14 protein-coding genes are annotated in these 13449 nt (G+C 48.8%); 4 read left to right on the top strand and 10 right to left on the bottom strand.

Going from position 1 to position 13449, the window contains the following annotated elements; genetic code table 11:
* Positions 1 to 98: 98 nt before the first annotated feature.
* From G3M70_08370 to G3M70_08360, 3 genes are all read right to left on the bottom strand, one after another.
* The gene (locus G3M70_08370) at positions 99 to 512 is read right to left on the bottom strand and encodes an endonuclease domain-containing protein (protein QPJ61886.1); all 414 of its coding nucleotides are present in this window, start codon (positions 510 to 512) and stop codon (positions 99 to 101) included.
* A 298-nt stretch (positions 513 to 810) separates the two neighbouring features.
* On the bottom strand, positions 811 to 1644 hold the full coding sequence (locus G3M70_08365) for a hypothetical protein (GenBank protein ID QPJ61885.1): 834 nt from the start codon (positions 1642 to 1644) through the stop codon (positions 811 to 813).
* Positions 1645 to 2523: 879 nt separating this feature from the next.
* Positions 2524 to 3360, bottom strand: a complete 837-nt coding sequence (locus tag G3M70_08360; GenBank protein ID QPJ61884.1) for a hypothetical protein — start codon at positions 3358 to 3360, stop codon at positions 2524 to 2526.
* A gap of 272 nt (positions 3361 to 3632) precedes the next feature.
* Between G3M70_08360 and G3M70_08355 the strand changes: the two genes are divergently transcribed.
* Together G3M70_08355 and G3M70_08350 are read left to right on the top strand one after the other, a co-directional pair.
* Positions 3633 to 4232, top strand: a complete 600-nt coding sequence (locus G3M70_08355; GenBank protein QPJ61883.1) for a hypothetical protein — start codon at positions 3633 to 3635, stop codon at positions 4230 to 4232.
* Between the two features lie 151 nt (positions 4233 to 4383).
* A complete protein-coding gene (locus G3M70_08350) occupies positions 4384 to 4542 on the top strand; it encodes a hypothetical protein (protein QPJ61882.1) in 159 nt (52 codons plus the stop codon).
* A 67-nt stretch (positions 4543 to 4609) separates the two neighbouring features.
* Here the strand turns inward: G3M70_08350 and G3M70_08345 are convergent, their stop codons facing one another.
* From G3M70_08345 to rplM, 5 genes are all read right to left on the bottom strand, one after another.
* A complete protein-coding gene (locus tag G3M70_08345; protein QPJ61881.1) occupies positions 4610 to 4927 on the bottom strand; it encodes a hypothetical protein in 318 nt (105 codons plus the stop codon).
* Positions 4896 to 6110: a bifunctional glutamate N-acetyltransferase/amino-acid acetyltransferase ArgJ gene (argJ, locus tag G3M70_08340; protein ID QPJ61880.1), complete on the bottom strand. Its 1215-nt coding sequence runs from the start codon at positions 6108 to 6110 to the stop codon at positions 4896 to 4898. The genes G3M70_08345 and argJ overlap by 32 nt, the downstream gene beginning before the upstream one ends.
* Positions 6111 to 6114: 4 nt before the next feature.
* On the bottom strand, positions 6115 to 7152 hold the full coding sequence (locus tag G3M70_08335) for an N-acetyl-gamma-glutamyl-phosphate reductase (protein QPJ61879.1): 1038 nt from the start codon (positions 7150 to 7152) through the stop codon (positions 6115 to 6117).
* 150 nt (positions 7153 to 7302) lie between these two features.
* Complete coding sequence (gene rpsI, locus G3M70_08330) at positions 7303 to 7692, bottom strand: 30S ribosomal protein S9 (GenBank protein QPJ61878.1); 390 nt, start codon at positions 7690 to 7692, stop codon at positions 7303 to 7305.
* 65 nt (positions 7693 to 7757) lie between these two features.
* Positions 7758 to 8186: a 50S ribosomal protein L13 gene (gene rplM / locus G3M70_08325; protein QPJ61877.1), complete on the bottom strand. Its 429-nt coding sequence runs from the start codon at positions 8184 to 8186 to the stop codon at positions 7758 to 7760.
* 300 nt (positions 8187 to 8486) lie between these two features.
* Here rplM and shc point away from each other — a divergent pair, with 300 nt between their 5' ends.
* Together shc and G3M70_08315 are read left to right on the top strand one after the other, a co-directional pair.
* Positions 8487 to 10463: a squalene--hopene cyclase gene (gene shc, locus G3M70_08320; protein ID QPJ61876.1), complete on the top strand. Its 1977-nt coding sequence runs from the start codon at positions 8487 to 8489 to the stop codon at positions 10461 to 10463.
* A 166-nt stretch (positions 10464 to 10629) separates the two neighbouring features.
* Complete coding sequence (locus G3M70_08315; protein QPJ61875.1) at positions 10630 to 11253, top strand: hypothetical protein; 624 nt, start codon at positions 10630 to 10632, stop codon at positions 11251 to 11253.
* 362 nt (positions 11254 to 11615) lie between these two features.
* On the opposite strand, the gene G3M70_08310 is transcribed toward G3M70_08315, so the two are convergent.
* Both G3M70_08310 and G3M70_08305 read right to left on the bottom strand, forming a co-directional pair.
* Positions 11616 to 12887, bottom strand: a complete 1272-nt coding sequence (locus G3M70_08310) for a beta-ketoacyl-[acyl-carrier-protein] synthase family protein (protein ID QPJ61874.1) — start codon at positions 12885 to 12887, stop codon at positions 11616 to 11618.
* A 26-nt stretch (positions 12888 to 12913) separates the two neighbouring features.
* Positions 12914 to 13282, bottom strand: coding sequence for a hypothetical protein (locus G3M70_08305; protein ID QPJ61873.1), 369 nt, complete (start codon positions 13280 to 13282; stop codon positions 12914 to 12916).
* Between the last annotated feature and the right edge of the window lie 167 nt (positions 13283 to 13449).

Here is a 13449-nt window from a genome sequence, read left to right as displayed (position 1 = left end):
CATCACCATAATTAAATCACTACCTATCCTGCGGCAAACACATTGCGGTGGGAAACCTTTTATTATCCAAAACTCTGGGCTGGTTTTTGCTCCCCCTTCTACGAAGGGGGCTGGGGGGATTCTTCCCCTGTTATTCTTTCAATAACCCCTTCAAGCGTTTCCATCACACCGTTGATGCAATTCAACACATCACGATTTGAAAAACGAATGACCTGCAATCCTTGACCTTCCAGCCAATGCGTCCTTTTCTGATCATACGACTTCGCAGTATCTGTACCATGTGTATCACCATCAATTTCAATGACCAGCTTTAATTTATGGCAGTAAAAATCGACGATAAAGTTTCCTAATGGTTTTTGTCGAGTGAAATAGTATCGTTTGAAAAAGGGCATGGTACGGAGAATCGCCCAAAACTCTTTTTCCGCTGGTGTTGAATTATTGCGAAGCTTCCTCGCCTTTTCCTTAAGAGATTTATCGTAGGGGATAAAAGGGTTAGAGGATTTCTTTTTCATGACTACAATTTAATATAGGCTGAAATAGATTAATCCCCCTGCTTCGCTTCCCCCTTCGTGGAAGGGGGAATATCATATCAGCCCAAACTTATAAGCAAAGGCGAAATTCTTTGCGGAGTTTATCCTGAGCTTGTCGAAGGGCTCAGAATGACGTGTGAAATTTTATCTATTTGAAGGCGACTCACTGCCCACCAGGAGATGGCGGTCTCAGCACAGTCAATTTAAAACACTCAGCGATGCGCTTTAAAATCATTTCTTTGTCAAAAAAGGTTCAGCGCGTCACCCCACCGTAAGGTGGTCACATTTCGCCGGTGAATTTGATGTGGGGTTCGGCCATATCTTCAGCCAATGCCATGGAAAGTTCGGGTACATTCTCCAGACTGTCGCTGATCACCGCCAACAGGGTTTTGGATTGCGAGAGGAATGCATCCTTTTCTTCTGCAGTCACTTTTCGGTTATAGAGATCTTCGTATCCATCCAGCAGGGTCTGCAATTTTCGGATGAGACCTTCGATAGTTTCATAAGGCACCGTACGTGTAGTGGCTTTTTCCGCAGATGCTTCATAGTTAAGCCAGATTTCAATATCCTTTTTGGCCCGCCCCATATCGACCAGATGCTGGCGTGCTCCTTCCTTACCTCCCTTGTCCCTGATGATGCCTTCGATCATCCTTGCAACAGATGATTTGGGCACACCATTGGCGGTGGCGCAAAGGTGCTGCACCGCCTGGGCAAGCTTGTTGAAGTTGCTGTCAATCTGCATACCGGTATTGGAAAAGGGGCGGATTTCTTCAACACGTTCGAAGGCGTGCCACATGCCGCCAGACCGTTGCAGAACTTTGCGTTTTTCTTCCAGCGGACGAAAGGCGGCCTCACAGGAGGCTTTATCCTTAACCACTCCTTTGGGTTGAGCGGCTTCTTTTAAGAGAGCCTGCTGGAAAGCGGTATCGATAGAAATTTTACGCGGGGCTTTATCTGCTCTGGCCAGATAAGCCTCCCGGGTCTGTTCCACACTCTCGGTTTTGACCCAGGTTTTTTCTTTTGGAGGCATCGCCAGGGGTTCCTGCGATTGCTCGGTTCCTCCGCATGCCACGATACTCGGCAAACACAAAAATACAATAATCCACCGCGTCATAATCCCGGTTACCTTTCTATCGACAAGGGTTGCTTTATTAGACCTTATCATGTTTCCGGGACATTTTCACCTGCAGCAGAATGACAGGCCAACCCTTGGGGAATTGATCGCAAAACTCTCTGAAAGGAGGATTATCGTAGAAACATCAAAGCAAGGTTTAGGAAGGGATATGGACAAAGAAATGGAAACACAAAATATCGGGTCGGTTAAAAAATTCTGACTGGGGGGGCTCCGGAACTCACGAGAGCAAGAAGAAATCCTATATTAATGCATAACTCAAAAATCAAAAGCTAGGGCGAGATTCTTCTTCGCCTGACGTCTCATCAGAATGACATGCTGGGGAATTGCGTATTTTAAAAAACCACAACCTGCAACCCATATCAATCAAAACTAAAAACTGCCATCCTGTCATGCTGAGCGAAACGAAGAACCTCGCCTTTGCTTTCGTTTTTGGGGAAACACAAAGCTCTCCACCGTAAGGTGGGTGCCGGGAGAAATCGTTTTAATCTCCCTGTTGCACTGTTTGACAGGTTGTACGTTGCCCCACCGCAAGGTGGTCCTCCGCGGACGGCGAGCGGGTGCTCGGCTCACAGCAATAGAAAAACTGTTGCGATACGCTCAATAAAGTTTGCCACCGCAAGGTGGTTGCCGGGAGAAATCGTTTTAATCTCCCTGTTGCACCGTTTGGCAGGTTGTACGTTGCCCCACCGCAAGGTGGTCCTCCGCGGACGGCGAGCGGGTGCTCGGCTCACAGCAATAGAAAAACTGTTGCGATACGCTCAATAAAGTTTGCCACCGCAAGGTGGGTGCCGGGAGAAATCGTTTTAATCTCCCTGTTGCACTGTTTGACAGGTTGTACGTTGCCCCACCGCAAGGTGGTCAGTGTTCGCCGATGAATTTCATGTGAGGCTCTGCCATTTCCTCCGTCTGGGCCATGGCGAATTCAGGAACCTTGACGAGACTATCGTTGATCACTGCCAGCAATGTTTTGGATTTTGAAAGGTATTGATCTTTATTAGCTGCGGTGACCTTGTGCCTGTAGAGGTCTTCATAGCTACTCAAGAGCGTCTGGAATTTACGCATCAACCCTTCGATGGCCTCAAAAGAAACCCTGCGGGTGGTCGATTTTTCTGCAGCCGCTTCATAATCGAACCAGATATCGATATCCTTATTAGCTCGCCCCATGGCAATTAGATGCTGGCGTGCTCCTTCCTTACCCCCCTTTTCCTTGATGATGTCGGCGATCATCCTTGCAACAGATGATTTGGGCACACCATTGGCGGTGGCGCAAAGGTGCTGCACCGCCCGGGCCAGCTTGTTTAGATTGCTATCGATCTGCATCCCGGTTTTGGAATTCGAACGGATTTCCGGAGAGCGCTCAAACGCCTGCCACATTCCACCCTCATACTGCAGGGCTTTGTGTTTTTCGTCCAGAGGCCGGAGTGTCTTTTTGCAGGAGGCTTCGTCTTTTACAACACCTTTTGGGGTGGCAGCTTCTTTTAAGAGGGCCTGTTTAAAAGAAGTGTCAATTGCAATTTTGCGGAAAGCTTTGTCTTTTTTAGAAAGATAGGCATTACGAGTCTGTTTCGCATCTCCTCCCATCCAGGTTTTTTCCCTGGGAGACATATCTTCGGGTAGGGGTTCCTCAGCATATAAGGTTCCACCGCAAGCCACAAAACTTGTCAAACACAAAAACGCAATAATCATCCGCCTCATAATCCCGATTACCTTTCTATTTATTTAATAAGGGTTGGCTTCAAAACTCTAACATGTTTTTTTGGTCATTTTCATCTGACCGGAAAAAACAGGCTCTCCCGTTGGAATTTTGACAGCAAATCTTCCCGATAGGCAAACTTTTCCCACCAACCTTTTAAATGCCCCCACAGCAAGAAAACCAATAAAACCATTTAAATTTAATGATTTATGAAGAATCTCCACTTGCCCAACAACCCTGAAAATGCTGGCACCGCCTTTGCATAATCCTGTTCATGTACACGTTTAAAAACCTCATGCAAGGTACACCTGCTATGAACCCATCTATAAAAATCTGGGCTCTGCTCCTCTCCTTTCTGATGCTGGCTGGCTGTGAAGTGAAACTCGCTCCTTCCAAAATGTGGTCCAAGGTGTTCAAGCCTGACACCGATTCCGGTTATTACGAAGACCGGTCCATCGACCTCGTGGAAGACCTGGCACGTGATGCCGAGGAATACGAAATCAACAAAGTGGTGGTCATGGATCTGGTAGATGAAAACGACCAGGTGCCGGTTCTCGGTGAATACATGTCCAGCCGGGTCGTAGAAGCCATCACCCGCAGCCGTTATTTCCGCGTGGCGCAACGCGGGGAGGTCACCCAGACTCTTGAACAGCTGGAATTGAAACCTTCTTTCCGCTACACGCATGACGACTTGCATAAAATTGGAAAAGCCCTGAAAGCTCAGGCCGTTGTGAATGGCAAGGTGCGGGACATCGGGACCAACATCGACGTCCATCTGGCACTGGTGGACGTGGCTACGGGTGAGGTGATTTCATCTGCAACCCAGCACCTGAACCGGACACGCTTTGCAGTCGAATTGTTACGACATTATTAGGCAACCCAAAGGGTATTAACAGGCAGGAAATTTTCTCGAAAATACCCCCAAAAGGGGGTCAAGCATTTTTCAAATAAAGCCGACAAGCTTTAAACAGGGCAGGAAAGCCCTAATTATTGTTAAGCATCGTATTTTTAAGGGAGATTTCAGCATGGAAGCGACTAAACCCACTTCATCCAAACGCAATCCCAAAAACCAGAAAGACCGGAAAAACCTATCTAAAGAACTCGAACAGCAGTTGCAGGATGAAAACCTGAAGGTTTATCACCAACTCCTGTGGGCAGAAGAACAAATCAATCGAAGTCGCTGACTCCTCTCCTGAGGGGACCTTTGCATAACTCTAAAATCAAAAGCAAAGGCGAGATTCTTCGCGGAGTTTATCCTGAGCGAAGTCGAAGGGAATCAAAGGGAAGTGCGACCTCCTTGTTGTTTCCATCCAGAAAGCACTTATGCAAAGCTCTCCTCCCCTGAGGGGCCGCTACCGGAATTTTAAGATCAACAGGAAGTTTTTCAGACCTGGATAATTCTGCCATTTTCGGTCCAATCTGGATCTCATCGCCAGAGAGGGACCTTGCGGTCATCTGAGAAAAAGCGGTGGGTATCTGCGGAAGAAAACCTGATCCCTTCGCGCTGAACACTTTATCGCGAACGAAGCCAGTCGCTTTACGTGGTGTATTCTGCGTTGATGCGAACATATTCGTAAGACAAATCGCAAGTGTAGGTGGGGCAACTTGCCTTACCCATGTTGAGGTTTAGAACAATCTCAACCTCCCGGCATTTCATTTTTTTTCTCAGCTTGGCCATGGAGATATCGGATAGTGGCGCTCCGTTCTCCACGATAGTCATTCCATTAAAAGAAATGGCTACCTTCTCCGGTTTGATCTGAACCCCAGCATCGCCCAATGCGCAAACGATCCTTCCCCAGTTCGGGTCAGCACCGAACAACGCCGTTTTTACCAGTAAAGATTCAGCAACCCGTTTCCCCAGGGCTTCCGCATCTTCTCTGGACCGGGCTCCTTCGACCAGGATGGTAACAAATTTCGAAGCTCCTTCCCCGTCCTTTACAATCATGAACGATAAATCCCGGCAAACCAGAGTCAGTGCCTCTGTAAATTGATTGAAAGATTTTGAGCGTGGAGTGATTTCAGCATTCCCGGCTTTTCCATTGGCCAGTGCCAGCACCATATCGTTGGTCGAACACTCACCATCAACGGTGATGCGGTTGAAGGTATCGCCTGCAGCAATGGACAGTGCTTCCTGTAGAGCATCCTTTGAAATAGAAGCATTGGTTGCGAGAAACCCGAGCATGGTGGCCATGTTGGGCGCGATCATACCCGAGCCTTTGGCGATTCCTCCGATCGAGATTTTTTTTCCGTCAAGCACAAACTCAACAGACTTCATTTTAGGAACAAGATCTGTGGTCAAAATGCCTTCCGCCGCAAATTCCCAGCTTTTGGAAGACACGTGCCGCGACAAATGAGGCAACCCTTTTAAAATCTTATCAACAGGAAGAGGAACCCCGATCACTCCTGTAGACGCAATGAGCACTTCTTTAGAGGCAATGTCCAGATTCTTTGCCGTGCTCTCTATGACAGTATGGCAATGGTCCATGCCCTCTTTTCCTGTGCAGGCATTGGCGTTACCGCTGTTCACCACAATGGCCCGGATCGGATGTCCTTTGGCAAGCACCGCCTCATCCAGATCAACACTGGGAGCACGCACCTGGTTTTTTGTGAACACACCGGCCGCTACGGCGGGCAGGTCGGAGTAAATCAACGCAAGGTCCTTGATCCCACTATCCTTGATCCCGCAAGCGATGCCCCCCGCTTTAAATCCTGGGATGTTCACTGATTTTGAATTCTTGATTCGTGTTGTCATTTTATTAAGGAAATCCTGGAGCCGCTTCAAGGCCTCGTGTTTCTGGAATATGGAACATCAGGTTACAGTTTTGAACCGCCTGGCTGGACGCACCCTTCATCAGATTATCGATCGCAGTGGCGATAATGAGCCGGTTGGTCCGTTCATCAACGGCAAAACCAATATCGCAAAAGTTGGAGCGAGCCACACCCTGAGTGGAGGGATATTTACCTGGAGGGAGGATGCGAATGAACGGTTCGCCCTCGTAAAATTTCTGAAAGTGTTCGCGCACCTCATCGACACTTACTTTTCTATTAGTAGAAATGTACAGAGTCGATAAAATTCCGCGCGTCATGGGCATCAAGTGCGGTGAGAACACGACGTTTAATGAGCGGCCTGCGAGCTGACTCAACTCCTGTTCAATCTCCGGAGTGTGCCGGTGCGTGGTCAACCCGTAGGCACTGACACCTTCATTGGCCTCACAAAACTGGGTTCCTGTATTCAACTTTCTCCCCGCTCCGGAGACACCCGATTTACAATCTGCAATTACCGAATCCAGGGTCGCCCAGTCACATTGCATCAACGGCGCAAGACCCAGTATCGCACCTGTAGGATAGCAACCCGGGTTGGCTACCAGCTTCGCGTTCTTTATTTTTTCGCGATGCAATTCCGGCAGGCCGTAAACTGCCTGTTCCAGCAACTGAGGAGATTGGTGTGTCGTGTTGTACCAGGATTCGTAAACCGCCTGCTCATGCAATCGGTAATCCGCACTGAGATCAATGACCCGGCATCCCGTTTTCAAAAGTTCCGGTACTTTGTCCATGGAAGCGGTGTGCGGCAAAGCCAGGAACACCACATCGCATTTCGAAACCAGATCGGGCTCCAGTTCCAGAAGTTCCGGATCGAAAATCCCAGCCATGGAAGGACAGACCTCGGACAGTTGCTTGCCCTTGTTACTGTCGGCTGTCAAATATTCAATTTGAATGTCCGGGTGTTGCAACAGGAGCCGGATGAGTTCCAGGCCGGTATACCCTGTCGCTCCCGCGATACAGGCTTTTATCATGCCAATGCCAGGTAAAATGGATTAAAAGTAAAAGACATGGGCCGATACAAGGGGACCATTGACCTTAAGCTGAAAGACAGCCTGAGAGCGGGGTCCCCATTTCGGGGTACGCTTGATTTTAAATTCGTAAGATTCAGTTGATCGGGAAGATCAACGCTTGGAGAACTGAAAGCGCTTGCGAGCCCCGGGCTGACCGTATTTTTTACGTTCCACTTCCCTGGGATCACGGGTGAGGAACCCGGCTTTTTTCAAGGTCGGACGCAGATCCGGATTAGAAAGGGTCAGGGCCTTGGAAATACCGAGGCGCAACGCACCTGCCTGCCCAGACAATCCTCCACCTACAACCGTCGCAATAACGTCAAACTGCCCTTGGGTTTCAGTCATGTCGAGAGGTCTTCGAACAATCATTTCCGTGGTCGGTCGACCAAAATAGGTGCTCAGCTCCCGTTTGTTAACGGTGATTTTTCCGCTTCCGGGATGAAGCCATACTTTCGCAACAGCTTCTTTTCTTCGACCGGTGGCATAATATCTATCTTCCATATTGTGTCAATTCGTCTCGCTTCTGGTCTTTGCTCAGGAAACGAGTCGCTCCTCTTGCCAGATTGTTAAATGGTGACCACTTCAGGCTCTTGCCCGATGTGTGGATGCTCTGCAGTGTCGTAAATTCGGTAATTGAGCCGGAGTGTACGCCCCAGACGATTCTTGGGCAGCATCCCGTTAATGGCTTCCTTTAAAAGGTCGGACGGTTTTTTTGCCAGGATTTCTTCAGCTCTTAAAGACCTGAGTCCACCGGGGTGTCCGGTATACCAGTAATATTCTTTTTGCAGCCATTTTTTCCCGGTCATTTTGACCTTCGCTGCATTGACAATGATGACATTGTCTCCAGTGTCGACATGAGGTGTGTAGATCGGTTTGGTCTTGCCGCGAATGATCGAAGCCGCTTTACTGGCAACACGGCCTACAGCCTGCCCCTCAGCATCGATCACGACCCACTTTTTGACCACATCCGACTGTTTGGCGGAGAACGTTTTCATAAATTTTCCGGATTGACTCGCAAATAAGCGATTGATTGTAAATAAACAGAAGGAGTATCTTATGAAATTCTCAGGTCTCTTGTCAATAAGAAACCTGAAAATTCCGTCATTTGGAGGTCATCTTTCTTTAATTTTGGATTTTTTATGGATTAAGGTATTCTTCCCTTATATGAAAAACCATTTCCCAAATGACCCTGATTTTTAATAATTCCGGATCAGTTTTAACTCCCAATGGTTAAAATCCGTTAAAAACACCTATTTAACCACCCGCATTAACCATAAATCCAGAGACTTATTTGAATGGAATCGACAGAAGAGCCTACAACCCCTGACACTGAATTAAACCAGGATTTGGATTCTCCCCTGGAAAATTTACAGCAAAACTCCACTGCGCTGGATAACACCATTGCGGCCGCACGGGACTATCATTTCTCGACCCAATATAAAGAGGGTTATTGGGTAGAAGAACTCGAATCTAATGCCACCATTACGGCTGAATTCGTCTTTTTAATGCATTTTCTGGGCATTGAGGACCGATACCGGGACCGGCGTGAAAAAATCCGTAACTTCCTTCTTCAAAACCAGCGTGAGCACGGCGGATGGGATCTTTTCTATGGCGGCCCTCCTGACATCAGCGCCACGATAGAAGCTTATATCGCGCTTAAGATGCTGGACGTTTCGCCTCACGACCCGGCCATGGCAAAAGCCCGCAAGGTAATCGAGGATCTTGGCGGTGTACGCTCGGCTCGGGTGTTCACCAAAATATTCCTTGCCATGCTCGGACAAAGTTCCTGGGATGACACTCCGGTCATGCCGGTCGAGTTGATTCTGCTCCCAAACTGGTTCTACTTCAATGTCTATGAAATGTCGAGCTGGTCACGGGGTACCGTGGTTCCACTCACTATGGTGTACGCACACAAACCGGTCTGGCCACTCTCCGAAGAACATTCAGTTCCGGAACTGTTCACTCCAGCCGACCGCGATCTCAGTGTGAAGTCGACAAAACCGGGACTGAACTGGCCCAACACGTTTCTGTTTATCGACAAAACGCTCAAGACTCTCGGAAAGCTGGGATGGAAACCTTTGCGTAAAGCAGCCATGAAAAAAGCCTTGCGCTGGACTCTCGACCACCAGGAACCCGAAGGTGATTTCAGCGGCATTCAACCTGCCATGTTTAACTCCATCCTCGCGCTCCACCTTCAAGGGTATTCGCTGGACAATCCCATCATGGTCCGGGCATTTGAAGCGGTGGACCGGTTCCTGATTGACCGCGAAGATCACACACTATTGCAAGCCTGTGTTTCTCCTTTATGGGACACCGCAATCGCCGCCAATGCATTAATGGATTCAGGTGTGCAGGAAGACCATCCGTCAATCGTACAGGCCTGCGACTGGATGTTGACCAAACAGGTCACAAGGCGCGGCGACTGGCGGTTTAAAAATCCCGGAACCCCGGCGGGCGGCTGGGCCTTCGAATTTTTTAACGAGAGCTACCCCGACTGTGACGACACGGCAGAAATCCTCATGGCCCTCGATCGGGCCAAACTTCAGGATGAAAAATACAAGCAACGGGAAATGGATCGCGCCCTCAACTGGTTGTTCAGTATGCAATCGACCAACGGCGGGTGGGCGGCCTTCGACCGTGACAACGACCACGAACTGTTCAACGAAATCCCTTTCGCTGACCACGGGGCCATGCTGGACCCACCCACAGTTGATGTGACCGGCCGCATTTTATGGATGCTGGGACGCATCGGTCACCCCACTGATGAACCCCGTGTGCGACAGGCAATCGATTTCATCTACAGCGAACAGGAACACGATGGCTGCTGGTGGGGACGCTGGGGAGTGAACTATATTTACGGGACCTGGCTTGTGCTGATGGGTTTACGTTCTATCGGAGAAGACATGACCCAGCCGCGCATCAAAAAAGCCAGCGACTGGATCAAGAGCAAACAGAACGAAGACGGCGGATGGGGTGAGACCTGCGACTCATACATCGACCCCAAGCTGCGAGGACAAGGTCACAGCACCTGTTCCCAGACAGCCTGGGCCCTGATGGGACTGATCGAAACCGGCGAAGCGGGTAGCAACGCTGCCACAAAAGGTGTGCAATACCTGATTGACCAGCAACAGGAAGACGGCTCCTGGTACGAAGATTATTTCACCGGGACCGGTTTTCCAGGTCATTTTTACATTCGCTATCATATGTATCGACAGTTCTTCCCACTCATGGCGCTGTCACGCTATCGCACGGCCCTGCAATCTCAAACCTGATTCCCTTTTGATCAAGACCTTTGCATAGTATTAAACAAATGCCAGAAATCTGGTGGCCCCCCTTCGACTTCGACAAGGGTAAACTCCGAACCTCGGCTTTGCTTTAGAAGTAATACAATAATCCCCCTTCTCCGAAGGGGGAAGCGAAGCAGGGGGCTTTCGAGTTATGCTATGTTCTCCTTCCCAACTTCCCGCAAAAGCCCTAGACTGGAAGCATCCGCCTGGGGGCTTTGTGAAGAAGAAAAAGAAAACACATTCAGCACGTGCTGTGATCACTACGTGGTCCCTTGTGCTTTTTGCGATTGCGTTTCTGTTCTGGAAATTTCCGTTTTCATCTAACCCGAAAATAAAAAGTTCTTCCGGATTTGAAATCGAACTTCCTGACACCAAGCCCTGGCAGGAGAACATGGCACTGGGTCAGTTGCGTGATTTATTTATCAATTGCAAAACATTCTGGGAACGAGAAGAAGCGGATCAACCCTGCAGCCTCGAACACGTCTCGCAGTCACCCTACTATTTCAGCCAGACTCCAGGTGATCGCCCAAAAGACGAAGGTGTCGCACCGGTGACACTCCTGTCCGGCAATCGAGAAAACTTTTCGGCAGAGGCCAGCCACGAAAACAGCCCCGTGGTGTGGACCATCAACAGTGAAGGCAAGTTCAAATGTTCTCTGGGATTGAATAGCGCCTGTGTTGCTATCACGCATCTATCACGGAAAGAAATCCTAAAGGAAGTGCGCGAATATTACGGGGACGTTCCAGATGATGTGGAATATATTGAGATTAAATAATAAAATTTTAAGGAGAACTAAGGAGAACTACGGATGGATGATGGGAACAGATCAGGTGAGATCGTGGAGTTGCTAAAAGAAATCAGAGACAACCAGAAGTTGCAACTCGAAACCCAAACAAAATTTTAAAACAGAGTTAAAAAACTTCAAATAATGGCATTAATACTAATGGTACCCTTATATATCTTTTGTTATTCGATTTTATTTCCGTAACCCAGAATATTTTTAAATTAAAACCCATCTCATCAATTTGCCTTTACCGTTACTCATCTAGCCCCACTGGAAGATTATGGTAAAGCGGCTATATCAATACACCCGTGATACGGCTAATAAGGTTGCCCGTCAGCCCCGCCGCAAGGTGGTCACCCATCCCATTTTTTGAAAACGAGGCAGACGTTACTGCCGCCGAAGCCGCTGCTGTTGCTGATCACATTCTTCGGGGCCTGATCCAGGGTTTCTTTGGGAAGTGTGATGTGTTCGCATAACGGATCGGGTTCCGAGATGTGTGCCGCGCCGGGGATAAATCCTTCCTTGATTGATATCACACTGAACGCCGCTTCCATTACGCCAGCCATGGAAAGTCCATGCCCGGTGAGCGCCTTGGTACTGCTCACCGCCGGACGCTTATCCTTGTCAGTTCCAAAGATATTGACCAGTGAAAGAGCTTCCGAGCGATCACCCGGTGGTGTGCTGGTGGCGTGGGCGTTTACATAGTCCACGTCTTCCGGTTTCAACTTCGCGGCTTTGAGTGCATTTTTCATCGCGAGTGTCAGTCCGCTGCCTTCCGGATGCGGCATGGCGATGTTGTACCCATCGGAGGCCTGCCCCCAATTCACCAATTCCGCGTATATGTTGGCACCGCGCTTAACCGCATCTTCTTTATTTTCCAGGACCATGGCCACTCCCCCTCCGGTGCCCACAAACCCATCCCTCTTTTTATCAAAGGGACGCGAGGCTGTATCGGGGTCCGGGTTGCGGGACAACGCCCGCATTCCGTTAAATGGCAGATAAGTCTCCGCAGTCAGATCCTCTCCGCCAACCACAAAAATTCTTTTGTGTCGTCCCAGATAAATCTCATCAAACCCGTAGCCAATAGCATGGCTGCTTGATGCACAGGCAGAAACAAATCCGCAGTTTCCTCCACGGATGCCAAAGTAGGCCCCGAGATTAAAATTGAGAGTACCGGAGACCGAAGCGACGACGCTCATCGGATTGATCCGCATTCCATTGGTAGCAATCAGGCTTTCCAGATTGTTCCGCATCATAAAAGTTGATCCGGCGGATGATGCGAACAAACCAGTTTCAGTGGAAGCGACCTCTTCTTCTTTCAATCCGGAGTCTTCCACCGCATGTAACATAGCGCACAGGCAATGTAGACCGTGTGGAGACAGCGATTTCAGGTAATCGACATCAAGATTGAAATGTTCCGGGTATTTCCACTCCACCCAGTTGGGTGAGGACGTATCGAATTCCTTGATGGATCCAACAACTTTAACGGGAATTCGAGGGTTGTCCATGAACGTGATGTTCTCGAATCCGTGGCGTAACTCGCGTAAGCTTTCAGTGACCTGGGCCTTGTTATTTCCTATGCTTGTGATGAGGCCCAAACCGGTGACAACGACCTGGTTTGGCATAAATCCTGAGTGGTGGAGGCGGGAAGTTAGTCGTCTCCCTTTTCGAGACGCTCTTTAATGTAAACCGAAATTTCATCCAGTGTGGTGACCTGGGCCATGTCTTCATCGGCAACGGAGACGTCGAACAATTCTTCGACCTGAAATACCATCTCCGTCATTCCCAGGGAGTCAATTCCGACAGTTTGCAAATCGACATCCCCTCCCACAACCTTCATGTAATTCTCGTTCGCGGAAGGTAGATAGAAGCCCAGCATACCACCAATCAGAACTTTTAGAGCTTCAATTTCCCCTGTTTCACGGAATTTATAGTAGGCGTCTTCCGTTCCTTCCGGGAACCCTTTCAACAGCTTTTTGGCACGTTCTCGATCTTCATCTGTAAATGGTGGCAAAGGCAAGAGGTTGACCTTTCAAACAGGAATAATTAGAAATTAATAAACCATCCGGACTCTTCCAGATGGCTTCTCGGGGATTATACTACGTTTTTTCCAAAATTCGAGGACTTCTTCCCCCCCCAATTTTTCAATGAAATGGCTCTTGCAAACCCAAGGTTAATCAAGAGGCT

The sequence above is a fragment of the Candidatus Nitronauta litoralis genome, assembly GCA_015698285.1.
Classification (GTDB): domain Bacteria; phylum Nitrospinota; class Nitrospinia; order Nitrospinales; family Nitrospinaceae; genus Nitronauta; species Nitronauta litoralis.
This window is presented reverse-complemented; position numbering and strand designations above follow the sequence as displayed.

Excerpts from the sequence above, each read along its gene's own strand:
- G3M70_08370 (QPJ61886.1), bottom strand. The coding sequence starts at position 512 with ATGAAAAAGAAATCCTCTAACCCTTTTATCCCCTACGATAAATCTCTT.
- G3M70_08365 (QPJ61885.1), bottom strand. The coding sequence starts at position 1,644 with ATGACGCGGTGGATTATTGTATTTTTGTGTTTGCCGAGTATCGTGGCA.
- G3M70_08360 (QPJ61884.1), bottom strand. The coding sequence starts at position 3,360 with ATGAGGCGGATGATTATTGCGTTTTTGTGTTTGACAAGTTTTGTGGCT.
- G3M70_08355 (QPJ61883.1), top strand. The coding sequence starts at position 3,633 with ATGTACACGTTTAAAAACCTCATGCAAGGTACACCTGCTATGAACCCA.
- G3M70_08350 (QPJ61882.1), top strand. The coding sequence starts at position 4,384 with ATGGAAGCGACTAAACCCACTTCATCCAAACGCAATCCCAAAAACCAG.
- G3M70_08345 (QPJ61881.1), bottom strand. The coding sequence starts at position 4,927 with ATGTTCGCATCAACGCAGAATACACCACGTAAAGCGACTGGCTTCGTT.
- argJ (QPJ61880.1), bottom strand. The coding sequence starts at position 6,110 with ATGACAACACGAATCAAGAATTCAAAATCAGTGAACATCCCAGGATTT.
- G3M70_08335 (QPJ61879.1), bottom strand. The coding sequence starts at position 7,152 with ATGATAAAAGCCTGTATCGCGGGAGCGACAGGGTATACCGGCCTGGAA.
- rpsI (QPJ61878.1), bottom strand. The coding sequence starts at position 7,692 with ATGGAAGATAGATATTATGCCACCGGTCGAAGAAAAGAAGCTGTTGCG.
- rplM (QPJ61877.1), bottom strand. The coding sequence starts at position 8,186 with ATGAAAACGTTCTCCGCCAAACAGTCGGATGTGGTCAAAAAGTGGGTC.
- shc (QPJ61876.1), top strand. The coding sequence starts at position 8,487 with ATGGAATCGACAGAAGAGCCTACAACCCCTGACACTGAATTAAACCAG.
- G3M70_08315 (QPJ61875.1), top strand. The coding sequence starts at position 10,630 with ATGCTATGTTCTCCTTCCCAACTTCCCGCAAAAGCCCTAGACTGGAAG.
- G3M70_08310 (QPJ61874.1), bottom strand. The coding sequence starts at position 12,887 with ATGCCAAACCAGGTCGTTGTCACCGGTTTGGGCCTCATCACAAGCATA.